The sequence below is a fragment of the Comamonas testosteroni TK102 genome, assembly GCF_000739375.1.
Lineage (GTDB): Bacteria > Pseudomonadota > Gammaproteobacteria > Burkholderiales > Burkholderiaceae_C > Comamonas > Comamonas brasiliensis.
This window is the reverse complement of the sequence record NZ_CP006704.1, coordinates 2,006,080-2,028,143: the sequence shown is the minus strand read 5'-3', so window position 1 is coordinate 2,028,143 and position 22,064 is coordinate 2,006,080. Positions and strand designations below refer to the sequence as shown.

Below are 22,064 nucleotides of genomic sequence, written 5' to 3'. Positions count from 1 at the left end.
AGCAGTCTCAGATCTATCCAATGCCTGGATCAGCTCTCGGATCCAATCCTCCGTGGCCTTCAACAGCCTCCGACAAAGCCATGTGGCCAGCATGGGTCATGCTGGAAACATTTATAGACGACCGGTCTATTTTTATAATCACGCACATGATCCGCAGCAAAAAGGCCGAAGCGACTCGTCAGCACATTCTCGATACCGGGTATCGATTGGTGCTGCACAAAGGCTTTGCAGGTCTGGGCCTGCTCGAAATTCTTAAAGCCTGCAACGTGCCCAAGGGTTCGTTCTACCACTACTTCTCGTCAAAGGAAGCCTTTGGCTGCGCGCTGCTACAGCAGTATGTGGAAAGCTACGGACACAAGCTCAATGACTTGCTCGGCGAAACCAGCAATGGTCGTGAGCGACTGATGCGCTACTGGGATGCCTGGATTTCAGCACCCAGCAATCCCACGCTTGGATGGGCCGAAGAATGCCTAGTGGTAAAGCTCGCTGCCGAAGTGGCTGACCTCTCTGAAGACATGCGCCTGGTGCTCGACGCCGGCGTGCAGCGGCTGCTGGCGAGAATCGCCTCCCTGATCGACGAAGCCCGTGAAGATGGGTCCTTGCCCGCTGGGAAGCCGTCTCCTGCGCTTGCCCGCGCGCTGTATCAAATGTGGCTAGGGGCAGCGCTTCTGGCCAAGTTGAGTCAGAACAAATTGCCGTTGCTGGAGGCTCGTGACACCACCGAGCGGTTGCTCACTTGCACCTCTGCATCCTGAATCATGGAAGCAAAGAGCCACTGTATTTCCGACACCTAAGGAGTCATTGATGAAAGTTCTGTTTGTACTCACGTCCCACGACAAGCTGGGCGACACCGGTCACAAGACCGGGTTCTGGTTGGAGGAATTCGCGGCTCCCTACTACGCATTGAAAGATGCGGGAGCCATGATTACGCTGGCCTCGCCTGCTGGAGGTCAACCGCCTTTGGACCCGAAAAGCGATGAGCCTGCAGCCCAGACTTCTGCCACCGAGCGGTTTCGCCAGGACACCGAAGCGCAGGCAGCTCTGGCTTCGACAGTACCTCTGAATCAGGTCAGCGCCACCGATTTCGATGCCGTGTTCTACCCTGGCGGCCACGGCCCCTTGTGGGACCTGGCCAACGATCCCAACTCCATTGCCCTGCTGGAGGCCTTCGCGCGTGCCGGCAAGCCACTCGCCCTCGTCTGCCATGCGCCAGGTGCTCTGATCAATGTCCGGGCTGCTGATGGACAACCATTGGTTGCCGGTCGTCATGTCACAGGCTTTACAAACAGCGAAGAAGCAGCAGTCGACCTAACCACCGTCGTCCCCTTTCTTATCGAAGACGAGTTCATGCGCTTGGGTGCTCACTATGAAAAAGCGCCGGATTGGCAGGTGCATGTCGTCACGGATGGACGTCTAATCACGGGACAGAATCCAGCCAGCTCCGAGGGCGTGGCCCATGCCTTGTTGTCCATGCTCGCTCATCAGGAGAAATAAGTCATGCGCAGTGCTATCCATACCACTTTTGGCGAACCTTCCGAGGTTCTCGAGCTCATAGATCGTCCCATCCCACAACCGGGTCCCGGTGAAGTGCGCATCAAGACTTTGCTGGCGCCAATCCACAACCATGACCTCTGGACGATCCGCGGCAGCTACGGCTATAAGCCTGAGCTTCCCGCGATTGGCGGCAGCGAGGCCGTGGGCATCGTCGATGCGCTGGGTGAAGGTGTCGTAGGCCCGACAGTGGGACAGCGGGTCGCCGTAGCGGGAGTCCACAACACCTGGGCGGAGTACTTTCTTGCCCCTGCCAATGTGCTGGTGCCGATGCCGCCAGCTATTCCCGATGAAGCCGCAGCGCAATTCATTGCCATGCCACTGAGCGCACTGATGCTGCTGGAGTTTCTCAATGTCGAGCCGGGACAATGGATCGTGCAGAACACAGCGAATGGCGCGGTCGGAAAGACTTTGGCAATGTTGGCAAAAGCACGCGGTGTGCACGTCTTGAACCTGGTTCGACGCGATGCAGGTGTACAGGAGCTTGCCGCCCTGGGCATCGGCAATGCCTTGTCCACTGCACAACCAGACTGGCAGGAACGCGCTCGCTCCATTCTTGGCGGCTCGCTGGCTCGTGCGGCCGTGGACTCCATTGGAGGCTCCGCCAGTGCATCCCTACTGAGTCTATTGGGTGAGGAAGGCACCTTAGTTTCCTTTGGCACCATGGCCGGTGAGCCCATGCAGATCGACTCCGGATCTCTGATCTTCAAGCAAGCAACGGTAAAGGGCTTCTGGGGTAGCAAGGTCAGTCAAGCCATGACGCCTGACAACAAGCGGCGCTTGATTGGCGAACTGCTGCAGCGGGTATTGTCGGGTGAGCTCAAACTTCCGGCAGAGGCCATTTTCGATCTCAATGATGCTGCTCAAGCAGCAGCCGCAAGCTTGCAGCCGGGCCGCAAAGGGAAGGTCTTGCTAAGAGCCTAAGTGATTGGGATGCTGGCACCTGACGCCAAGGAGCAAGCAAAACATACAGCTGCTTATCGACTGCAGCGGCACAACTTTCCCCCAAGGGAAGGGACAAGCCAATACAGCATTGAGGACATTGCTCAATGCAGATGGCTTGCCGCTTTTCCAAGTGCTGGCCCACCTGAGCTTCAGGTGTCGCAACTCGTGGTGAAGCACTGCCTACTATGCGTTCCCAGTCGCCTGACGACGCTGCTCAAACTGGGCTGCCCACTCGGCCACAGGCATAAAGCTCGGGTCTGTGCGCACGACCCGCTCGGTCTGCGCCCAAATGGCTTCATCACTCTGCTCCAGATCTAACGGGTCTCCGTGGGGCTGACTCACATACCAAGGCGTGTCCAGGTAAACCTCCACGGTGTTGTCCTCAGGGTCCATGCAGTAGATCGAAAGCGCATTGCCATGATTGAGACCGCGCATTTTCGTCGCCCCCAAAGCCAGTGCCCGACGCCGCGCTTCGCGCAACTGGTCAATGGACTGGACCTTGAAAGACAGTTGCATCACTGTGCTCGGCGAATCGGCACCGCGTCCTCCGGCCAACACCAATTGATGATGTTGATCATTTCGTCCGCTCAGAAACACGATCTCGAAGCGAAAGGTCACGCCCTCACCACGGTCGGTTTCCTGCATATCAAAAACGCCTGTGTAGAAGGACTTCATCACTTCCAGATCGCGGCAAAAGATACCGAAGTGGGACAGGTTGGCGGTATAGGGTTGGTTCATGCTAACAAGCTCCACGGAATCAGGGAATGAGGACGAGCTTGCCCAGAGTGCCACCACTATCGAGCAGCTCGTGAGCCTGTCGAGCTTGTGCCAGCTGCATACGCATGGCACGTGGTGCACGGACCAAGCCGCTCGCCATGAGCCTGATGGCTTCCTCCATCAATCCTCGGCGTTGCGTGATGTCTGCATCTACCGCATGGATAGAGAAAGTGCGAATGGCCAAGCTTCTGGCTAGTAATTTGCGCAACTCGTCGAACACATCAGCAGACGGGGGGCCTGCCAGAATGTTGTACGACACAGCCATACCTGACGGTGCCAGAGAACGCAGACAGGCGATAAAGAGATCGGCCCCCACATGGTCAAATGCCAAATCAACGCCTCGCCCATCAGTAAGTGCCATCACCTGCTGAGGCAGCGTCTTCACATCGCCGTTCACCAAATCTGTGACGCCGTTTTCTATTGCAAATGCCTGTTTTTCAGGGGTGGAAGCTGTGCCAATGACACGCAAGCCACGAGATCTGGCCACCTGTGCCAGGGCCGTCGCCACTCCACCTGCGGCACCGGGCACCAGAATGGATTGCGCCGGCAAATTGCCATTGCTGGCCAGCAAAGCCAACGCGAGTTGGAAATTGCCAAGGCTTACCGCGTCATCAAAGGCAATGGTGTCTGGAAGTACAAACGGAACGGACTCCGCAACGCAGATGGCCTGCGCATAGCAGCCCCCGCGCTGAGGCAGCTCACGTGCACTGACCAGTACCCGATCACCGATCGCGAGGCGACTCACGCCCGGACCCACCGCATCCACGATACCTGCCAGTTCGTTGCCAGGAATAGCGGGCAATGGCGGCATCCACTTATACGTGCCGTTGCGAATCAACACATCGGGGCCGCCTGCTCCGATGGCATGAGCCTTCACGCGCACCTGACCAGCACCTGGCTGGGGCAGAGGCAAGTCGACCAGAGACAACACTTCTGGGCCGCCAGTGGTTTGCAGTTGCACGGCTTTCATCGTCATAGTGTTCGTCTCCATGGTCAGCGCTGCCCGTCATGCACCGAGACTTGCTCGCGGGTCAGTCCACCCAGGCGCGAATGAATACGGCTACCGTCGGCCATCACCAGGGCAAAGAGGATTTCGTCAGGACGCGGGGCGTCCTGGATGCCGACTTCCGCGCTGTTGTAATGGCTGCGCACGTAAGCGGCATGGATGTAGTGCAGAGGAACCATCAGGCGGTAGCCCGTGGCAGCCACAGCTTTTGCCGATGGAACGATGGCCTTGGGCTCGCCCAGAACATGGCGCATCGCCCAACCACCGGCCTCGTGCCAAACTGCACCGTGCTCCAGCTCTCCGTTAACGCCCACAATGGCCGCCTTGCTGTAGGCCTGGACATTTTCTTTGCCCAAAGTGTCCACCAGTTCCTCTGCGAGCAAGGTGCCCAGGCTGCGCAGCTCTGCCATGAAAGGCAACAGGTCGGGTTCGTAGCGTCCAGCATAGGGGTTGCGAACCACAGCACAGGCCGATGCTACGCGTAGAGGTTGCTCAGCCGGTGGGCCGCCTTCATGGTAGATCGTCTCGATATTGAGGCTGCGTTTGCGAATTGCTATCAAAGTCATGACTGAACTTTCCGTGAGTGCATTTATTGTTTAGGAATCTTGGCGTCGGCTACAACCTGGCGCCACTTCTCAAGCTCCTGGCCAACCATGGCTTTCATTTCTTCAGGCGTGCTGCCTCGCGCTTCACCGCCGATGTCTTCCAGACGTTTGCGCACAGAAGCCAGTTGAAGCGCCCGCTGCGTCTCGGCATTCAGACGCTCGACCACCGCGCGCGCAGTGCCGGCAGGTGCCATCAGCCCTGCCCAGGAGCGCACGTCGTACCCAGCCACACCTTGCTCAGACACTGTGGGGACATTGGGCAAACCTGGCCAGCGCTGTGCACCACTGGTTGCAATCGCACGCAGCTTGCCAGCCTGGATGTTGGAAAGAACGGCTGTTGGCGGAGCGATGATGAAGGGCACTTCATCCCCCAGCAGGGCGGTGACGGCTGCGGCGTCGCCTCGATAAGGCACATGCATCAAGCTCACGCGTCCCAACTTGGCCAGCAGCTCTCCAGCTAAATGATGGGTGGAGCCCACTCCAGCAGTGCCATATGCCAAGGTACCCGGTTCAGCCTGGGCCCTGGCAAGCACCTCGCGCAAGCTTTGAAACTTGGACTTTGCATTGACCACCAACAGGAACGGAAAGAAAGTGACCGTCGAGATCATCTCAAAATCACTTACCGAGTTGTAAGGGAGCTTGTTGTACAAAGCACCGGCCACCGCATGACCGCCAGTCGCCATCAACAAGGTGTAGCCGTCAGGCTTGGCGCGAGCCACCATGGTTGCCGCAATGGTCCCACCGGCCCCGGTTTGGGCCTCCACTATCACGGGTTGTCCCAGGGCCTTTCCAATCTCCGTACCTACGGCGCGGGCGATGGAATCAGCATTTCCGCCAGCGGCAAAGCCCTGATACAGCTTGATCGCCCGATCCGGATAGGTCTGAGCCATAACCGGAAGTGTTGACCAGGACAAGGCCGTCGCACTGCTGGCGGCAAGGAAGTGTCTTCTGTGCATGTTTGTCTCCATGGGCGGCGGCCTCTTTGGGCCTGGCTCTACCCGTGTGAAGTGGATGAAGTCTGAAGGGAGGGATTAGGACTGCGCTATCACTGGGTTGCGCAGCAGACCGATGGCTTCGATCTCCACTTCCACGACGTCACCTGCTTTCATGAACTGCTGAGGCTTTTTGCTCCAGCCCACGCCAGCTGGAGTGCCTGTGATGATCACATCGCCCGGGACCAGCGTGAAGATGGTGGAGGCATAGGCGATCAAGCGCGGGATCGAGAAGATCATGTGTCCTGTGTGGCTAGACTGCACCACGGCACCATTCAGGCGTGTCTCGAGCTTCAATTCACGGCCTGGCGAGATTTCATCGGCTGTCACCATCCAGGGACCGAAGGCGCCGGTGGACTCGAAATTCTTGCCCGATGCAATCTGTTTGGCATGGAACTGCCATTCCCGCACGCTCGCATCGTTGTAGCAGCTATAGCCAGCAATGTGCTCCCAGGCATCCGCCTCGGCGATGTCGCGGCCGCCCTGGCCAATGATGACGGCAAGCTCTCCCTCCCAGTCCAACGAGTCGGAGACATGGGGACGCACGATCGGGCCTTGGTGTGCAGTCTGAGAACGCCACACGCGCAGAAAAATCGGGGGCTCCTCGGAGAGTTCTCGCTGCATTCCTGCGGCCAGCACTTCCTGGTGGTGATCCATGTAGTTGCGCACTGCGCAAACGATCTTCTCCGGACGAGGAATGACCGGCAGGAACGTCACGTCGGCCAACTTTGCATCGGCAGCCAGACCATCTGTCAACGCATCGCGGCGCGCGAAGTCAGGGCTGGCGATGAAATCGGCAAGCGTGGCATAGCCCGTAAGAGCAGCAAGCTCAGCGACACCATCGGCAATCACGACGCCCCAGGTTTCACGGCCGGCGAGCGAATAAGACATCAGTTTCATGGGTTTCCTTCAAGCGATAAGGAGTGGTGAAAAGGATGTGGCTTGCGTGCAATTTTGCGCCAGAGCCACTTTATGCATGAATTTATTTTTGTGCATAAAATAGTTTTAGTGCATAGGGTTTGCCCCAGGTGCTAGAAAATGCGCAAAAAAAATGCTCACGACCCGTGAGCGTGAGCATTGATTCGAGGAGGAATTTTTAAGATGCAGCCGGTTAGCAGCTAGACGTCCACATTGGGGGAACAGCAGGGGGTTGCCATGCCGACATGATCAGTATGAGGATGGCTTCAACAGCGTTATCCTGGCACCGGCTAGCTAAGAGAACGGCCTCTACGTCAGGAGATAGCTCGGCGGGCACTTCGCTGAGGTATGGAATCAGCTTGGCTGCTTCTCCACCTTTTCCAGAACCTCCATCACATTCCGTTGTGTACTGAGAATATGCTCCTCCAGTAGCGCGCACGCTGTGTCTGCGTCCCTTCGCAGCGTGGCATCCATGAGCTTGCGGTGCTCATTGGATTTGTGCTTGAAGGTCTTGCGAAAGCGAGCTGAATAGCGGCGATATCGTTCAGCCTGATCGAACAGGCTGGCACTCAATGTGCGCAGCCGCTCGGAAGGAGTGGCCGAAAGCAGCGCCATGTGGAACGCCGTGTGCATGTCAGTCCACCCCTGGTCCAGCACCACGGGGCCGTCGCTAAGTCGGCTTTCCACTTTTTCCAAGCGGTGAAAAGCACCCACAACCGACGCCTCCCATGCGTCATCGCCATAGGCAATGGATTCACGAAGCGCTTGCGAATCCAACATGATGCGCATGCGCGTGATATCGGCCAGATCGTCGGCAGAAATGGCGGTAACTCGAAAGCCTCGGCGCTCATCAGCGCGTATCAATCCCTCTTGGGCCAAACGGCTCAGAGCCTCGCGCAACGGACTGCTTGAAAAACCGTAGGCTGTCTGCAACTCATCGAGCTTGAGCTTCACTCCGGCACCGTACGTGCCGTTGAGCACATCCTGACGCAGTTGCGCAAATGCCTGATCGATCAAGGTCGGGGCTTTGGTGGGGGCGTCTTTTTTATACATGTTTTTAATTTTATGCATAAACTTGGGAGATTGAAAGAAGGAGTAAACCTCAGTGAAAGTAGACATCAACACCCCGGTTCGCCTCGTTGCGATTTCAGGCAGTATTCGCAGTGCATCCCACTGCACAGCAGTACTTCGCAGCCTCACCCCACTGCTTCCACCAACGGTCACCATGGAGTTGTTGCCCCTGGATGACGTCCCGCTATACAACGGTGACCTCGACGGGGACACGCCACCGCCAGCAGTAAAAAGGCTCAAGACTGCGATTGCAGAAGCGGATGGCTTGGTGATCTGCTCGCCCGAGTACAACTACGGCATCCCTGGTGTGCTCAAGAATGCGATCGATTGGGCATCGCGCCCTGGGTTTGCATCGCCGCTCAAGGACAAGCTCGCACTCATCATGACCGCATCGCCTGGTACTGCTGGAGGCGTTCGAGCCCAGGCCCAGATCCGAGACGCCCTATCCGCGACGCTTGCTCGTCCATTGGTGCGCCAGCAAATCGCCATTGCCAATGCCGCAAACCGTATTCAGGATGGAAGGCTGGTGGACGAGCCGACCCTGAACTTCATCAAGACAGGCTTGGACGACCTGATCAATGAGATCCACTGGCAAACTGCACGGACCAAGCAGAACTGATTCAGCTTCGCCTACGGGGGCCAATTTGAACGCTGTTCGGCGTTTGTCAAAGGGGCCCTCCTATTCATGCATTGCCGGTGCCAGGCAATCCTGTCGTCCGGCGATGCAGAACGCCCAGATATCGGACTCTCGTCGTCCTCGCGGTGAATGTTTGTCGCAGCCTGGAGGCTTGACGCGCCCAAGCCCTTAAGGCACGCAGAGGTCAGCTCGCTGGACCTACGAGCTCTCCGCTGATTCTCTCATCCTAAAGCCAGGAGACGCCATGCAGGTTTGCCAACCTGGAAAGAGCTTTTGCCGAAAATTATTTTGTGCATAAAATACAATTTACGCACAAAATACTGAGTACGCACACTGACCTCTTGATCTATGAGCAGGGCGGCAGCGTGTTACGCAATGGCTTGTTTTCAGACTTGTCTCGGCAGTCGAGCACAGGCATTCAGACTTCGCGCATCGGCGTCTTGGTCTTTCACAACCCGAACGGAGATATCTGTGAATCAGCACGATCTATTGATAAACGGCGAATGGACAAGAGGGGCGAGCTATGCATCAGACATCAACCCCTCGAACCTGGAAGACGCCATCGCTGTATATGCGCAAGGCGGTGCAGCGGATGTCGACATCGCCGTTGCTGCTGCTACACAAGCCTTTCCAGCCTGGGCCGCCAGCAACATCCAAGTGCGCTCGGATGCACTGGACAAGATCGGCAATGAACTTCTTGCACGCAAGGAGGAGCTTGGAACGCTGCTTTCACGTGAAGAAGGCAAAACCAAGGCCGAAGGCGTGAGCGAAGTGACCCGGGCAGCCCAGATCTTCAAGTTCTTTGCTGGCGAGTGCCTTCGGCTTTCTGGAGAGGTGCTGCCTTCGGTACGTCCGGGTGTCGGGATAGAGATCACGCGCGAACCTGTGGGCGTGGTCGGCCTCATCACCCCCTGGAACTTTCCGATGGCGATTCCTGCATGGAAGATTGCACCTGCGTTGGCCTTCGGGAACTGTGTGGTTCTGAAACCAGCCGAACTGGTACCTGCCAGCGCCTGGGCCCTGGCGGACATCATCCACCGCTCCGGCGTACCTGCGGGCGTGTTCAATCTTGTCATGGGCCGCGGCAGCGTGATTGGCAGCGCATTGGTTGAGCACCCAGCCATTCATGCCATCAGCTTCACGGGCTCGGCGGGTGTCGGCCGTCATATCGCAGCTCAATGCGTTGCCACACACAAGAAAGTGCAGTTGGAGCTGGGAGGCAAGAATCCGCAAGTTGTGCTGGATGATGCCGACCTCGGCCAGGCCGTTGAACTATGCGTGCAAAGTTCCTTTTACTCGACCGGCCAGCGCTGTACCGCTTCGAGCCGTTTGATCGTGACGGATGGCATCTACCCACGCTTCATCGAGGCGATGAAGGCCCGCATGGCACATATCAGGATTGGTGATGCACTTGACCCAGGTACTGACATCGGACCGGTTTCGTCTCTGTCCCAGTTGGAGCAGAACCTCGCTTATGTCGAGATCGGCAAGAGCGAAGGCGCCACTCTGGCAACAGGAGGTGAGCGATTGAAGCGCGACAACGATGGCTACTACATGTCGCCAGCCTTGTTCAGCGAATCATCCTCCGAAATGCGCATCAATAACGAGGAAATTTTTGGCCCTGTGGCCAGCGTGATCCGCGTGAAGAACTATGAGGAAGCACTGGCCACCGCCAACGATACGGCTTTCGGTCTTTCAGCCGGAATTGCCACGACTTCTTTGAAGCACGCAACACATTTCAAGCGCCATAGCCAGGCAGGGATGGTGATGGTCAATCTGCCCACCGCAGGAGTTGACTACCACGTTCCTTTCGGTGGACGCAAGGGTTCGAGCTACGGACCGCGCGAACAAGGTCGCTACTCCCAGGAATTTTTCACTGTTGTCAAAACCTCCTACACCTGTGCCTGAACAGGCAGCTCGACTGCCGCCAAGTCCGAGATTTCCTTGTGCCAATCCAAGATATGACTGATACCAAAGCCGAATTACCCCAAGTCGAAGCTCAGATTCTGGAGCGTGAAAAGCAACGATGCGATGCCATGAAAAGGGGCGACATTGATCGGCTCAAACAGTTGCTACACCCGGACCTCACACATGTCCACGCGAAAGGCCAAGTGGATAGCTACGAAAGCTATTTCCGCTCTGGCGGAACGCACGTCAACTATGAGCAGATCGATCGTTCCAACCTTCGCGTCCAGGTGCTGGGAGAAACTGCCGTGATGACTGGCCGACAGTTACTGGTCGCAGTCAGAAAAGATGGAAGCGGCACCGTTCGGATTGACTCTCAAGTTCTTCAAGTCTGGACCCAACACGAGGGCCAGTGGCGTCAGATTGCCTTTCAGACAACTCCCACTGCAATGAGCGTTACTTAAGCCGTTCACCTGAAACTATCAGAGTTCAAGGTCCCGAAACATCGCCAGCATCAGCCATGTACCGATAGGCGCATGACTGCTGCTGGCAGTAATGTAATTCGCTATTCGACGATGAGCGGTCAGCCGAAAAAGGCTTGATATTTGGCAACTGGCACGCCGCTTGCACCGCTAGATCAGTCACACTTCGACGCTACGGAAAGTACGCGCACCTGTCGGGAGAGGTTGGTCCGAATGCGGGCCGTCCGCTTTGGCTGTACCGGTGAAGCCTGTGCCACGAATGCCGCTGGTGAGCAGTCGTCCACCCGGCCAGCTCTCCGCACTGTAATCCGAGGCTTCCCTTACAGACCGAGGTCAGACAGTCCGGGATGATCGTCGGGCCGTCGACCCAGCGGCCAGTGGAACTTCCGCTCCGATTCTTTGATAGGCATGTCATTGATGCATGCATAGCGACGGCGCATGAGGCCGTCAGCCTCGAATTCCCAGTTCTCGTTCCCGTACGAGCGGTACCAATGTCCCGCGTCGTCGTGCCACTCATATGCGTAACGAACGGCGATCCGGTTACCTTCATGCAACCAAAGCTCTTTGATGAGTCTGTAGTCAAGCTCCTTGCTCCACTTTCTCTCAAGGAAGGCTTGAGCTTCAGCTCGGCTGTTGGCGAATTCTGTGCGGTTGCGCCACTGAGTGTCAGCGGTGTATGCCATCGCGACCTTGGCAGCATCGCGCGTATTCCAGCCGTCTTCGGCCAATCGGACTTTTCTAATGGCAGTTTCCCGTGTGAATGGGGGCAGGGGTGGACGAATTTCCATGATATGACCTCTTCAAAACAAGTAGAACGATCTGTCTACGTGATCAATGCTAGCGAGAGTAGAACGATCTGTCTACAATGACTGCATGAAATCTGATGAGAAACCTTCTGAGTCGCTGCCTCCGCGGGAGCGAATCCTGGTCGCGGCCCACATCCTCTTTTACAGAGAAGGCATCAGAGCGACTGGCGTAGACAAAATCATTGACCAGTCGTCTGTCAGCAAAGTCACCTTCTACCGTCAATACGCAAGTAAAGACGACCTGATTCGGGCGTACCTCGATTACCGGCACGAGAAGTGGATTTCTTGGTTCCAGACTTGCTTGGCGCAAGCAACCGGTCGCGGTTCTTCTGCGGCGGAAGCTCTAGTTGCCACTCTTGGAGCTTGGTTTAGCCAGCCCGACTTTCGGGGCTGCGCTTTTCTCAATGCTGCCGCCGAGCTCGGTTCGTCCGAACCAGAAATTTTAGAAACGGTCCGTCGACACAAGCAAAAAATGTCATCTGTTTTGGACAGTATCTTTGCTGGCGATGCGGTGTCTGCTGGAATGAGGCTATCGCTGCTGATAGATGGCGCCATCGTTCATGCGCAGATGGGACAACCAGTTGATGAAGTGATGGAAAACTTTAGAACATCAGTTGAAGGGATTCTGGGCAAATAAGGTGGTCTGGGCTGCTGCCGGTTTCGTCGACACCAGCCTAAGCTTCTCGAGCTTCCTCGAACTCTATCGGACTGATGTGCCCAAGTGTCGAGTGCCGACGCGTCGGGCTGTAGAACCGCTCGATGTAGTCGAACACATCTGACCTCGCTTGCTTGAGCGAGCAGTAGATCTTGCGAGCCGTGCGCTCCGTCTTCAGGCTACTGAAGAAGCTTTCCATTGCCGAGTTGTCCCAGACTTCGCCAGCACGGCTCATGCTGCACACGATGCCTTGCGCATTCAGCAGACGCTGGAAGTGCCCGCCGGTGTACTGGCTTGGCTGCCCTGGTCAGAGTGATGCAGCAATTCCCGCGGCCGCCCACGACGCCAAACAGCCATCATCAGCGCATCAGCCACGAGTTGGCTGGTCATGCTGGACTGCATCGACCAACCCACGATGCGTCGCGAGTACAGGTCCAGCACCACCGCCACATACAGCCAGCCTTCAGCCGTCCAGATATAGGTAAAGTCGGCCACCCATTTGCGGTTCGGTGCATCGGCTTGAACTGGCGATCCAGCAAGCCACTTCGCGAGACACCGAGCGCCTCGCACATCAGATTCACCGGCCAGGCCCCTCGGTGTTTCGCAACGAAGCCGAACTTCACATCGACTCCTTGGCGAAGAAGGCCGCGGATTTTTTCAGGATATCGCGCTTCATCTTGAGCTTGGCAACCTCCTTGCGCAGCCGCTCTATCTCGGCCTGCTCGGGCTTCATCACGCCCTTGCCGGGAAACGCCCGAAGCGAGTCTGCCATCAGCTCGCGCAACCTTGGTCCAACTATGCGAGCCAACCGCCTATGAATGAACGGTATTGGCAACTGCCACATCCCAAGCCCCCCGCCCGGGCAGTCAACTCAAGCCCGCTACGGCTGGACCTAGCTTTTGCAACAAGCCCAAACATCTCATTTTCTCCGATGAGCGACAGAGAGATGGCTCGGTGCTCCAGCATTTCTGCGCACGGGCTGGATTCCTCCTGGATTGAGGGTCACGCCCTTTTTACAGTTTGTTCGCGAAACAAAAGATCATTTTCAATACCCTTCAGTTCAAAATTGTCACTTTAAGTTTACAACTTGAACTTATTAGTTCAAAATTTGATCTTATTGGTATCAATGAGTGTCTTTCACTTGTCAAGGAAGCTTCCATGCCTCGATCAGCTTTAGTGGGGGTCGTTCATCACTGTCCAGGAGCACACAGAACTGGATATGCACCTCCGAACGCCGACGGCAAGTCGGCTGCTCACCGGGAGAGCCAGAGCGGAGATCCTGCACCTGACAGCGCCTAAGACACGCAAGCTCTATCAGTGCCTTGCCTGCAAAAACGGCAGAGCGCGACGTCGGCGTATCGTGGCCAGACCTTTCCGCAGGGTGAGTGTCATGCGCGGCTTGGTGCACAGCTGAACCTCAGGTCCCTGCGCCGCCCTACCGGAATATGACGAACAGGTGGCTTGACTTACCTTAAGGCTCGTTCGAGAAGCGTTTGTGAAATTCGGCCTGAATCCCAACTGCGAATCATGCAGGCTCAGACAGAGAACTGCAGCAGGTCGTTGCCTCTGTATTGCACACAAACAAAAGGACCTTTATGCATATCTCGAGAAGCTCATTGATGCGCGCGACAGCGCTTGCGGTGGCCCTTGTGGGGGTCAATGTTGTTCTATCTGGTTGTGCCGTTGATGTACCCAATGGGGTGAAGCCGGTCACCGGTTTTGATGCCAAGCGCTACATGGGGACGTGGTACGAACTGGCACGCATCGATCACAGCTTCGAGAAGGACTTGGCCCAGGTCTCGGCTAGCTACAGCCTCAAAGACGACGGAAGCGTTACGGTACTGAACCGTGGATTTGACTCGGTCAAGCAGGAATGGCGTGAAGCTGAGGGCAAGGCTCGATTCCTGGGGTCGTCAGATGTGGCGGCTCTGAAGGTATCTTTCTTCGGTCCCTTCTATGGCGGCTACAACGTGGTGAGCCTGGATGAGGACTATCAGACCTCTTTGGTGATTGGCAGCAGCATGGATTACTTCTGGCTTCTGTCACGCAATAGGAGCATTCCCGAACAACAGTTCAATCTGTTGCTACAGAAGGCCAAAACCCTGGGCATAGACCTGAGCCGTGTCACGAAAGTCCCTCAATCGAACCAGCCTTGACTTCAGAAAAGTCATTTCCCCGCGACTTTGAGTTCGCGCAGATGGATCTTGTGCTTACAGACCTTCAATTGCCATGATCACCCCCAGCCCTACAGAGAGCAGCAGCAAAAAAACCATCGCAATCATTGGCGCAGGCCTATCTGGGCTTGCCTGCGCCCAGGCCTTGGTCGAAGTGGGCCACTGCGTCCATGTATTCGACAAAAGTCGGGGCCCTTCCGGCCGTATGAGCACCCGCCGCAGCAGCGATGAAGACATGGATTGGCAGTGCGACCACGGTGCTCAATATTTCACGGCAAGCAATACCGAATTCCGCAGCCAAGTCTCCGCCTGGGAGCAGGCCGGCGCTGCGCAGGTTTGGCAGGGCCGCATCGGCAAGCACGATGGTCATGACTTTGTCCTGCAAGACCGCCCTTTGGAGCGCTTTGTCGGCACCCCACGCATGACCTCTCCGGCTGCACATATGGTGCGCGGCATGCATGCCATATCGCAATCTGTGCGTTTTCAGTGGCAAGCCACCATCCAGCCGTTGCAGCCGCGTTCGGCGTTCGGATGGATTCTGCAAAGCCAGGAACATGGCACCGAGCCACATCGCTACCAAGCCGTTGTGCTTGCCGTTCCAGCACCGCAGGCCGCGCCGCTGCTGGCAGGTGTTGCTCCTGAAGCCGCTGCCCTTGCAAGCAATGCCAGGATGCTGCCCTGCTGGGCACTCATGGTGCGCTGCCATCAACCGTTGTCACTGCCGGTAGACGGTTGCTTTGTCGAGCACAGCCCATTGCGTTGGATCGCACGCGACAGCAGCAAGCCTAGCCGAGGCGGCACCGAAACCTGGCTGCTACATGCCGGACATAGTTGGAGCGAGGCGCATCTGGAAGACGATGCCGCAACTGTCACGACCGCACTGCTGCATGCATTTGCGCAACTGGGAGGTCCCGCCCCCGCCAGCGTTCAGGCTACCGCCCATCGCTGGCGCTATGCCGACACCGCCAACCCCTTGAACGCAGGCGCCTGGTGGGACGCTGCAGCCGGTTTGGGAATGTGTGGAGATTGGCTTCACAGCGGCAGTGTGGAGGGTGCCTGGCTGAGCGGCAGGCGCCTGGCCCGGCATGTCCACATCGCGCTGCACGCCCACGCGAGCTGAGACCGAAGGAGGCATGCCGTGCACCGCAAACCGCATCTGCCTGAAAAGTCATGCCTTTGCTGCGGGCGCCCATTTGCCTGGCGCAAAAAGTGGGCTCAGGTGTGGGACGAGGTCAAATACTGCTCTGAACGCTGCCGACGGCAGCGCAAGCAGTCACCTCCACCCGGGGAACAGACATGAGCACGGTGCTGCTCTGGTTACGCAACGACCTGCGCCTGCACGACCAACCCGTGCTTCACGCCGCGTGCAGGATGGGGGCGCAGTACATATTGCCGGTGCTGTGCCTGCCGGACATTCAAGCCAGAACCCATTGGGGCTTTGCCCGCATCGGTCCGCACCGTCGCGCCTGGCTGGCCAACACGATCCAGAACCTGGCCCAGAGTTTTCACGAACTGCGCTCTCAGCTATTGATTTTGGATGCGCCTGCCGCCGTGGCCCTGCCTGCGCTGGCGCAGGCCTTAGGGGCCGGCATCATTGTCTGTGAAGACATCGCCGCGCCGGATGAGCAAGCCGAGGTTCAAGCTCTGCGAGCTGCAGGCCTGCAGGTGCACACCGTGTGGCACAGCAGCCTGCTCCATCCGGACCAATTGCCTTGGCCGATGCGGCAGCTGCCAGACATATTCACACCGTTTCGCCAGGCTGTTGAGCAGGCCGAGCTACAACCATACCCGCCTCTGCCAGTACTGGAGGCTCTGCCCAGAGTTCCGCCGAATATACCCAGCAAGTACCGTCAAGAGCAGGTACTAGCTCTGGATGCATTTGCCGATGCCTCTAATTCGCTTGATGCCCGAAGCGCCATCGCCTTACTGCAAGGCGGCGAGTCTGCGGCCCTTGCCCACCTGCGGCAGTATCTCGCACGCGGTCTTCCCCACAGTTACAAGCGTACGCGTAACGGTCTGGTGGGATTGGACTACTCAAGCAAATGGTCGCTCTGGCTAGCTACAGGCGCGTTGTCGCCACGGCAAGCCTACGCTGAACTTCGACAATTTGAAGCTACGCGCGGCGCGACCGAAAGCAGCTACTGGCTCTGGTTCGAGCTGCTGTGGCGCGACTATTTTCGTTTTCTGCATATGCAGCACGGTCGCGCGCTCTACCGTGCACGGGGTTTGGGTCCGGAGCTGGCCACGCCACATGATGATCAGAACTTTGCAGCCTGGTGCTCAGGGCAGACCGGCCAGACGCTAGTGGATGCAGCCATGCGCGAGTTGGCTGCCACGGGCTACCTAGGCAACCGTTTGCGCCAGGTGGCGGCCAGCTATCTGATCCATGACCTGGGCTGTGACTGGCGCGCCGGCGCTGCCTGGTTTGAGTCACAGTTGCTGGACTACGACGTCTATAGCAACCAGGGCAACTGGCTTTACATTGCCGGTCGGGGTACAGATCCGCAAGGAGGGCGTCGCTTTGATCCTGTCAAACAAGCCGCCACCTACGACGCTGATGGAGCCTACCAGCGTCTCTGGGGTAAAGCATGAGCGATGGTACAGCCGCCACCCACAGCGCCCATACCCTGCGTCTGGTACTGGGTGATCAGCTCAATCCGGAACACAGTTGGTTTCGGAAGGTTGATCTGCAGGTGGTGTATGTGCTGATGGAGGTGCGGCAGGAGACCGACTACGTGCTGCACCATGCACAGAAAATTCTGGCCATTTTTGCTGCCATGCGCGACTTTGCGCGCCAACTGCGTGCCGACGGCCACCGGGTTCGTTATGTGTCGATCGACGATGCCAGTAACCGCCATTCCATACCCGGCAACCTGGCAGCGCTTGCTGTGCACTACGGCGCCCACACGGTGCAATGGCAGCAGCCCGACGAGTGGCGGCTGGACGCCCAACTGCAGGCCTGGGCTAGCAGCCAGCAGTTGACCTGCAAAGCAGTAGACAGCGAACACTTCCTGACGGCACGCGATGACCTGGCTACCCAGATGCGTGGGCGCCGCCAATGGTTGATGGAGCATTTCTACCGCACCATGCGCCGCCGTTACCGACTGCTGCTGGATGAACATGAACAGCCCGTTGGCGGACAGTGGAACTTTGACCGCGACAACCGCAAACCCTGGCCAGGAACCCCTGCCGAGCCTGAGGACTGGCGTCCCCTCCACGACCACAGCACGCTCTGGGAAATCGTGCAGCGCAGCAATGTTCAAAGCTTCGGTGACGCGCAGGCGGACGCACTGCGTTGGCCATTGAACCGGCAAGAGGCAATGCGCTGTGTAGAGGCATTTGTCACCCATGCACTGCCGCACTTTGGTGACTATGAAGACGCAATGTCAAGCCAAGCGCCGCGCTTATTCCACTCTTTGCTTTCGTTCGCGTTGAACGTGAAGATGCTGCACCCTCTGGAGGTGCTGCAGTGTGCCGAAGCCGCTTGGCGCTCAGGCCACGCGCCGCTAGCTGCTGTGGAAGGCTTTGTGCGTCAGCTCCTCGGCTGGCGTGAGTACATCCGCGGCATCTATTGGGCACATATGCCAGGCTACGAAAGTCGCAATGCGCTGGACCACCACTTGTCGCTTCCGCGCTGGTTCTGGACTGGGGACACCCATATGCGCTGTTTGCAGCAGTCCATCAAGCAGTCGCTACAAACCGCACATGCCCACCATATCCAGCGGCTGATGGTGATCGGCAACTTTGCCTTGCTGGCGGGGCTGGATCCGGTGGAGCTGCACCGCTGGTACCTGGGCATCTACATTGACGCTTTTGAATGGGTAGAGCTGCCCAACACACTGGGTATGAGCCAGCGCGCCGATGGCGGCCTGATTGCCACCAAACCCTATGTCAGCAGCGGGGCCTATCTGCAGCGCATGGGCGACTATTGCCAGGGTTGCGCGTACACCCCAAAGCAGAAAACCGGCCCGAGTGCCTGCCCTTTCAACGCTCTTTACTGGGACTTTTTTGCGCGTCACGTCGATGTTCTTGGCAGCAACCACCGGTTGGCACTGGTGTACCGACAGTGGCAGAAATTCCCGCCTGGGCAGCAATCAGCATTGCGCACGCATGCTCAGCAACTGCGTGACCAGCTCGACCACCTGTAGCAACGACATCATTGAGGCCTACCATGCAATCACTGCCCACTGGTTACCGTGCTCTGATTCTTGGGGCCTCCGGCGCTATAGGCTCAGCCATGGCCGCGCAGCTGGAGGCAGATCCACGCTGTGCCGCGGTCGCCGCTCTGAGCCGAAGCAGCAGTCCCGCCGTCGACTTCCGAGCCCTTGACTCCATCGCAGTTGCCGCCGACTCGCTGCGTCAGCAAGGTTCCTGGCACCTGGTTGTGATTGCCACGGGAATGCTCAGCGGCCCAACCGGCGCTCCCGAAAAGCGACTGACTGACCTGAACGCAGCACACATGGCAGCCAGTTTTACCATCAACACCATCGGCCCGGCCTTGGCCTTGGCACACTTCTCACAGTTGCTTCCAAAGAACGAGCCCGGCGTGCTTGCGGTTCTGTCGGCCAAGGTTGGCAGTATCGGCGACAACCGTCTGGGTGGCTGGTATAGCTACCGAGCCTCGAAGGCAGCACTGAACATGCTGCTCAAGACGGCTTCTATTGAAATGGCTCGCACCCATCCAAAAGCGGTCCTGGCAGCCTTGCATCCCGGCACAGTTGACTCGGCTTTGTCGGCTCCGTTTCGCGGTGCTCAGATAGGTCGCCGTCCCACCGATGCTGCGCGGGATTTGTTGACGGTATTAGACGGCCTGCAGCCGCAGGACAGCGGCGGCTTCTGGGCATACGATGGACAACGCCTGCCCTGGTGAGTGTTTTGGTCATTTCCCAAAAAGGAGAACCCCATGCGCATCCTGTTGACCGGCGGCACCGGACTCATTGGACAGGCTCTCTGTCGACTCTGGCGGAGCCAAGGTCATGACCTCTGGGTGTGGAGCCGAACTCCTCAGCAGGTGGAGAAATTGTGCCAGGGCTCCAAGGGTATAGCGCATCTTGATTCACTCGATGGTAGTGCTCCATTCGATGCTGTCGTCAACTTAGCAGGAGCGCCCATTGCAACTCACCGTTGGTCTGCAGAGCGCTGCGAGCTTTTGTGGAACAGCCGAATTGACCTGACGCGAACCTTGGTGGATTGGATGGGCAGGCAAGTTTCGATACCGCAAGTGTTGATCTCCGGCTCTGCTGTCGGCTGGTACGGTGACGGCGAAGAACAGTGGCTATCAGAAGACAGTTCCCCGGGCAACATCGATTTCGGAAGCCGCCTATGCGTGGCCTGGGAGCAGGAGGCCGCACGCGCGCGCCAGCAATTGGGAGTTCGCGTTGTATTGCTGCGCACAGCCCCCGTCTTGACGGCTGCCGGGGGAATGCTGGCGCGGCTGCTGCCGTCATTCAAACGAGGGCTTGGTTGCAGGCTGGGCAGCGGCCAGCAGTGGATGCCATGGATACACATCGATGACCAAGTCGCTCTCATCGACTACCTTCTGAAGGACGAGAGCTGCAGCGGGCCTTACAACGCCTGTGCACCTGGGGTGGTGCGCAATATTGACTTCACGCAGATCCTTGCTAGGGAGTTAGGCAAACCGGCCCTGTTGCACCTACCGGCATGGGCGTTGCGACTCGCACTGGGGGAAATGTCCGTTCTGTTGCTGGGAGGTCAACGCCTGGTTCCGCAGCGCGCGCAGGATGCTGGATTTTCTTGGCGATATCCTGAACTGCCCGGAGCGTTAAGGCACCTGCTTCGAGTGGCTTGAATTGGCGGCTCTCTGATGTCTCATCACATCCTCACCCCTCAAGGGTGGGCCATCCCACATAGCAGAGAGCTGGGCCTGGATAAATCTAGGTGTCGTCGTGGCATACAAGTCTTGGCTCTCGGTCAGCGCCAATTTCGGTGACACATGCCGCAAATTAGACATCACCCTTGCTGCTGGCTGGTGAAGCATGGGGACGGACTGAAGCGGTCACGGCATCGTGGTGCTCACCGTTGGCAAACTCGGCTTCAGCCATCTCAGTACGCGTCCTGCGACCACGGGACCACGGCACGCCATTGACCCGGGGAAATCTCCAGTCCACGGATTCTCCGTATACGAAGAAGGCTCGTCAGAAACGAATCTACGACTTTAGTTCTGCGCCAGCATCCCCAGCAAACCGGCATGAATGCGGGGTCCCTGCTTACGACTTCATTTTCGAGTTTGCGACTTTATTTACCCAAAAATAATAATCCTGTCCCGTGGGAGACGACTTTTCACCGTCACCTAGGGTTTGCTGTCTTTGCGCTGCAGCATCTCGCTTTTAGATTGCAGGAAATCCTTTCGATCAAGCAAGCGAACCATGGCCTTTATCAATTTCGTAACCCAGATCCAGTTTGACTTTGGCGCCGTGCGCCTGCTGCGCCAGGAATGTGAACGTGTGGGTATCAGCAAGCCGCTGATCGTGACCGACCCCGGTGTCAAGGCAGCAGGGGTTCTGCAAAAATCCTTAGATGCGTTAGGCGACCTGCCCTATGCCGTGTTTGACCAGACTCCCTCCAACCCCACCGAGGCAGCAGTGTGCGCGGCGGCTGAGATCTACAAAGCCCAGAGCTGCGATGGTCTGATCGCCGTGGGCGGCGGCAGCGCCATTGATTGCGCCAAAGGCGTGGCGATTGCGGCCACGCATGAAGGGCCGCTCTCACACTACGCGACCATTGAAGGCGGCTCTCCTCGTATCACCGAACGCGTTGCACCGCTGATTGCCGTGCCCACCACCAGCGGTACCGGCAGCGAAGTGGCGCGCGGAGCCATCATCATTGTCAACGACCATCGCAAACTGGGCTTTCACAGTTGGCACCTGGTACCCAAGGCTGCCATCTGCGACCCCGAACTGACCTTTGGTCTGCCCCCCATGCTGACGGCTGCGACCGGCATGGATGCCATAGCGCACTGTATGGAAGCCTTTATGGCGTCGACATTCAACCCACCGGCCGACGGCATCGGCCTCGACGGGCTGGCCCGGGGATGGACCCATATCGAGCGGGCCACTCGCAATGGAAACGACGCTGAGGCGCGCCGCCAACTGATGAGTGCAAGCATGCAGGGGGCCATGGCTTTTCAGAAGGGCCTTGGCTGCGTGCACAGCCTGAGCCACAGCCTGGGTGGCATCAACCCACGCCTGCACCACGGCACGCTCAACGCCATGTTTCTGCCCGCTGTCGTACGCTTCAATGCCGAAGCCGAAAGCGTGCAGCGCGAGGACCGCCTCAATCGCATGGCCCATGCCATGGGTCTCAGCAGCGGAAGCGATATCCCTGAAGCTGTTCGCGACATGAATGCCCGTCTCGGTCTGCCATCGGGTCTGGCCGCCATGGGGGTGGAACGCACCCAGTTTGATGCCATCATCAACGGTGCGCTCAAGGACCACTGCCATGCCACCAATCCGCGACTGGCCTCAGCGCAGGACTATGAGCAGATGCTCGGAACCTCACTCTGACAGATGGCGCAACCGGC

The 22,064-nt window shown here is 57.9% G+C and carries 22 protein-coding genes and 1 pseudogene; 15 read left to right on the top strand and 8 right to left on the bottom strand.

Annotation, left to right across the window (positions count from 1 at the left end; translation table 11 throughout):
- The first annotated feature begins 98 nt into the window (after positions 1 to 98).
- Genes O987_RS09235 through O987_RS09225 form a run of 3 tightly spaced genes read left to right on the top strand, consistent with a single transcriptional unit; the run spans position 99 to position 2,475 of the window.
- Positions 99 to 755: a TetR/AcrR family transcriptional regulator gene (locus tag O987_RS09235; protein WP_235214327.1), complete on the top strand. Its 657-nt coding sequence runs from the start codon at positions 99 to 101 to the stop codon at positions 753 to 755.
- Positions 756 to 804: 49 nt separating this feature from the next.
- Complete coding sequence (locus O987_RS09230; RefSeq protein ID WP_003057002.1) at positions 805 to 1,494, top strand: type 1 glutamine amidotransferase domain-containing protein; 690 nt, start codon at positions 805 to 807, stop codon at positions 1,492 to 1,494.
- Between the two features lie 3 nt (positions 1,495 to 1,497).
- Positions 1,498 to 2,475: a zinc-binding dehydrogenase gene (locus O987_RS09225; protein ID WP_043371831.1), complete on the top strand. Its 978-nt coding sequence runs from the start codon at positions 1,498 to 1,500 to the stop codon at positions 2,473 to 2,475.
- Positions 2,476 to 2,679: 204 nt separating this feature from the next.
- Here the strand turns inward: O987_RS09225 and O987_RS09220 are convergent, their stop codons facing one another.
- From O987_RS09220 to O987_RS09195, 6 genes are all read right to left on the bottom strand, one after another.
- Positions 2,680 to 3,234, bottom strand: coding sequence for a VOC family protein (locus O987_RS09220; protein WP_003057006.1), 555 nt, complete (start codon positions 3,232 to 3,234; stop codon positions 2,680 to 2,682).
- Between the two features lie 19 nt (positions 3,235 to 3,253).
- Complete coding sequence (locus O987_RS09215) at positions 3,254 to 4,264, bottom strand: zinc-dependent alcohol dehydrogenase family protein (RefSeq protein ID WP_200879596.1); 1,011 nt, start codon at positions 4,262 to 4,264, stop codon at positions 3,254 to 3,256.
- 2 nt (positions 4,265 to 4,266) lie between these two features.
- A complete protein-coding gene (locus tag O987_RS09210) occupies positions 4,267 to 4,845 on the bottom strand; it encodes an amino acid synthesis family protein (RefSeq protein WP_043371829.1) in 579 nt (192 codons plus the stop codon).
- A 23-nt stretch (positions 4,846 to 4,868) separates the two neighbouring features.
- Positions 4,869 to 5,852: a Bug family tripartite tricarboxylate transporter substrate binding protein gene (locus O987_RS09205; RefSeq protein WP_080731489.1), complete on the bottom strand. Its 984-nt coding sequence runs from the start codon at positions 5,850 to 5,852 to the stop codon at positions 4,869 to 4,871.
- A 63-nt stretch (positions 5,853 to 5,915) separates the two neighbouring features.
- Positions 5,916 to 6,776: a fumarylacetoacetate hydrolase family protein gene (locus tag O987_RS09200; protein ID WP_003057014.1), complete on the bottom strand. Its 861-nt coding sequence runs from the start codon at positions 6,774 to 6,776 to the stop codon at positions 5,916 to 5,918.
- 372 nt (positions 6,777 to 7,148) lie between these two features.
- The gene (locus O987_RS09195) at positions 7,149 to 7,865 is read right to left on the bottom strand and encodes a GntR family transcriptional regulator (RefSeq protein ID WP_019043115.1); all 717 of its coding nucleotides are present in this window, start codon (positions 7,863 to 7,865) and stop codon (positions 7,149 to 7,151) included.
- Between the two features lie 34 nt (positions 7,866 to 7,899).
- On the opposite strand from O987_RS09195, the gene O987_RS09190 reads away from it, so the two are divergent.
- The 3 genes from O987_RS09190 to O987_RS09180 all read left to right on the top strand — a co-directional run bounded on the left by O987_RS09190 (position 7,900) and on the right by O987_RS09180 (position 10,871).
- A complete protein-coding gene (locus O987_RS09190; protein WP_085960117.1) occupies positions 7,900 to 8,484 on the top strand; it encodes an NADPH-dependent FMN reductase in 585 nt (194 codons plus the stop codon).
- A gap of 489 nt (positions 8,485 to 8,973) precedes the next feature.
- Positions 8,974 to 10,410, top strand: a complete 1,437-nt coding sequence (locus O987_RS09185) for an aldehyde dehydrogenase family protein (protein ID WP_043371825.1) — start codon at positions 8,974 to 8,976, stop codon at positions 10,408 to 10,410.
- Positions 10,411 to 10,463: 53 nt separating this feature from the next.
- Positions 10,464 to 10,871 (top strand): nuclear transport factor 2 family protein, encoded by a 408-nt coding sequence (locus O987_RS09180; RefSeq protein WP_043371823.1) that lies wholly within the window; start codon positions 10,464 to 10,466, stop codon positions 10,869 to 10,871.
- A gap of 338 nt (positions 10,872 to 11,209) precedes the next feature.
- On the opposite strand, the gene O987_RS09175 is transcribed toward O987_RS09180, so the two are convergent.
- Positions 11,210 to 11,677, bottom strand: a complete 468-nt coding sequence (locus tag O987_RS09175; RefSeq protein ID WP_043371820.1) for a DUF1348 family protein — start codon at positions 11,675 to 11,677, stop codon at positions 11,210 to 11,212.
- 85 nt (positions 11,678 to 11,762) lie between these two features.
- Here O987_RS09175 and O987_RS09170 point away from each other — a divergent pair, with 85 nt between their 5' ends.
- Positions 11,763 to 12,332 carry a TetR/AcrR family transcriptional regulator gene (locus O987_RS09170; protein WP_043376273.1) on the top strand — a complete coding sequence of 190 codons (570 nt, stop codon included), beginning with the start codon at positions 11,763 to 11,765 and terminating at the stop codon, positions 12,330 to 12,332.
- Positions 12,333 to 12,369: 37 nt separating this feature from the next.
- On the opposite strand, the pseudogene O987_RS27915 reads toward O987_RS09170, so the two are convergent.
- A pseudogene (locus O987_RS27915) lies at positions 12,370 to 13,134 on the bottom strand (IS3 family transposase); the annotation flags it as partial.
- Positions 13,135 to 14,050: 916 nt separating this feature from the next.
- On the opposite strand from O987_RS27915, the gene O987_RS09155 reads away from it, so the two are divergent.
- The 8 genes from O987_RS09155 (at position 14,051) to O987_RS09125 (ending at position 22,047) form a co-directional block, all read left to right on the top strand.
- Complete coding sequence (locus O987_RS09155; RefSeq protein ID WP_043376271.1) at positions 14,051 to 14,506, top strand: lipocalin family protein; 456 nt, start codon at positions 14,051 to 14,053, stop codon at positions 14,504 to 14,506.
- A 73-nt stretch (positions 14,507 to 14,579) separates the two neighbouring features.
- Positions 14,580 to 15,644, top strand: coding sequence for an NAD(P)/FAD-dependent oxidoreductase (locus O987_RS09150; RefSeq protein WP_043371815.1), 1,065 nt, complete (start codon positions 14,580 to 14,582; stop codon positions 15,642 to 15,644).
- Positions 15,645 to 15,662: 18 nt separating this feature from the next.
- Positions 15,663 to 15,824: a DUF2256 domain-containing protein gene (locus O987_RS27910; protein WP_080731466.1), complete on the top strand. Its 162-nt coding sequence runs from the start codon at positions 15,663 to 15,665 to the stop codon at positions 15,822 to 15,824.
- The gene (locus O987_RS09145; RefSeq protein ID WP_043371812.1) at positions 15,821 to 17,116 is read left to right on the top strand and encodes a DASH family cryptochrome; all 1,296 of its coding nucleotides are present in this window, start codon (positions 15,821 to 15,823) and stop codon (positions 17,114 to 17,116) included. The genes O987_RS27910 and O987_RS09145 overlap by 4 nt, the downstream gene beginning before the upstream one ends.
- Positions 17,113 to 18,672 carry a cryptochrome/photolyase family protein gene (locus O987_RS09140; protein WP_043371810.1) on the top strand — a complete coding sequence of 520 codons (1,560 nt, stop codon included), beginning with the start codon at positions 17,113 to 17,115 and terminating at the stop codon, positions 18,670 to 18,672. Before O987_RS09145 ends, O987_RS09140 begins: the two co-directional genes overlap by 4 nt.
- Before the next feature lie 23 nt (positions 18,673 to 18,695).
- Positions 18,696 to 19,394 carry an SDR family NAD(P)-dependent oxidoreductase gene (locus O987_RS09135; protein ID WP_043371807.1) on the top strand — a complete coding sequence of 233 codons (699 nt, stop codon included), beginning with the start codon at positions 18,696 to 18,698 and terminating at the stop codon, positions 19,392 to 19,394.
- Positions 19,395 to 19,427: 33 nt separating this feature from the next.
- On the top strand, positions 19,428 to 20,333 hold the full coding sequence (locus O987_RS09130; protein ID WP_043371804.1) for a TIGR01777 family oxidoreductase: 906 nt from the start codon (positions 19,428 to 19,430) through the stop codon (positions 20,331 to 20,333).
- A 577-nt stretch (positions 20,334 to 20,910) separates the two neighbouring features.
- A complete protein-coding gene (locus O987_RS09125) occupies positions 20,911 to 22,047 on the top strand; it encodes an iron-containing alcohol dehydrogenase (RefSeq protein ID WP_003057050.1) in 1,137 nt (378 codons plus the stop codon).
- Positions 22,048 to 22,064: the final 17 nt, after the last annotated feature.

Coding starts and splice junctions, on each gene's coding strand:
- O987_RS09235 (WP_235214327.1), top strand. CDS start 99: ATGCTGGAAACATTTATAGACGACCGGTCTATTTTTATAATCACGCAC.
- O987_RS09230 (WP_003057002.1), top strand. CDS start 805: ATGAAAGTTCTGTTTGTACTCACGTCCCACGACAAGCTGGGCGACACC.
- O987_RS09225 (WP_043371831.1), top strand. CDS start 1,498: ATGCGCAGTGCTATCCATACCACTTTTGGCGAACCTTCCGAGGTTCTC.
- O987_RS09220 (WP_003057006.1), bottom strand. CDS start 3,234: ATGAACCAACCCTATACCGCCAACCTGTCCCACTTCGGTATCTTTTGC.
- O987_RS09215 (WP_200879596.1), bottom strand. CDS start 4,264: ATGGAGACGAACACTATGACGATGAAAGCCGTGCAACTGCAAACCACT.
- O987_RS09210 (WP_043371829.1), bottom strand. CDS start 4,845: ATGACTTTGATAGCAATTCGCAAACGCAGCCTCAATATCGAGACGATC.
- O987_RS09205 (WP_080731489.1), bottom strand. CDS start 5,852: ATGGAGACAAACATGCACAGAAGACACTTCCTTGCCGCCAGCAGTGCG.
- O987_RS09200 (WP_003057014.1), bottom strand. CDS start 6,776: ATGAAACTGATGTCTTATTCGCTCGCCGGCCGTGAAACCTGGGGCGTC.
- O987_RS09195 (WP_019043115.1), bottom strand. CDS start 7,865: ATGCATAAAATTAAAAACATGTATAAAAAAGACGCCCCCACCAAAGCC.
- O987_RS09180 (WP_043371823.1), top strand. CDS start 10,464: ATGACTGATACCAAAGCCGAATTACCCCAAGTCGAAGCTCAGATTCTG.
- O987_RS09175 (WP_043371820.1), bottom strand. CDS start 11,677: ATGGAAATTCGTCCACCCCTGCCCCCATTCACACGGGAAACTGCCATT.
- O987_RS09170 (WP_043376273.1), top strand. CDS start 11,763: ATGAAATCTGATGAGAAACCTTCTGAGTCGCTGCCTCCGCGGGAGCGA.
- O987_RS09150 (WP_043371815.1), top strand. CDS start 14,580: ATGATCACCCCCAGCCCTACAGAGAGCAGCAGCAAAAAAACCATCGCA.
- O987_RS09145 (WP_043371812.1), top strand. CDS start 15,821: ATGAGCACGGTGCTGCTCTGGTTACGCAACGACCTGCGCCTGCACGAC.
- O987_RS09140 (WP_043371810.1), top strand. CDS start 17,113: ATGAGCGATGGTACAGCCGCCACCCACAGCGCCCATACCCTGCGTCTG.
- O987_RS09135 (WP_043371807.1), top strand. CDS start 18,696: ATGCAATCACTGCCCACTGGTTACCGTGCTCTGATTCTTGGGGCCTCC.
- O987_RS09130 (WP_043371804.1), top strand. CDS start 19,428: ATGCGCATCCTGTTGACCGGCGGCACCGGACTCATTGGACAGGCTCTC.
- O987_RS09125 (WP_003057050.1), top strand. CDS start 20,911: ATGGCCTTTATCAATTTCGTAACCCAGATCCAGTTTGACTTTGGCGCC.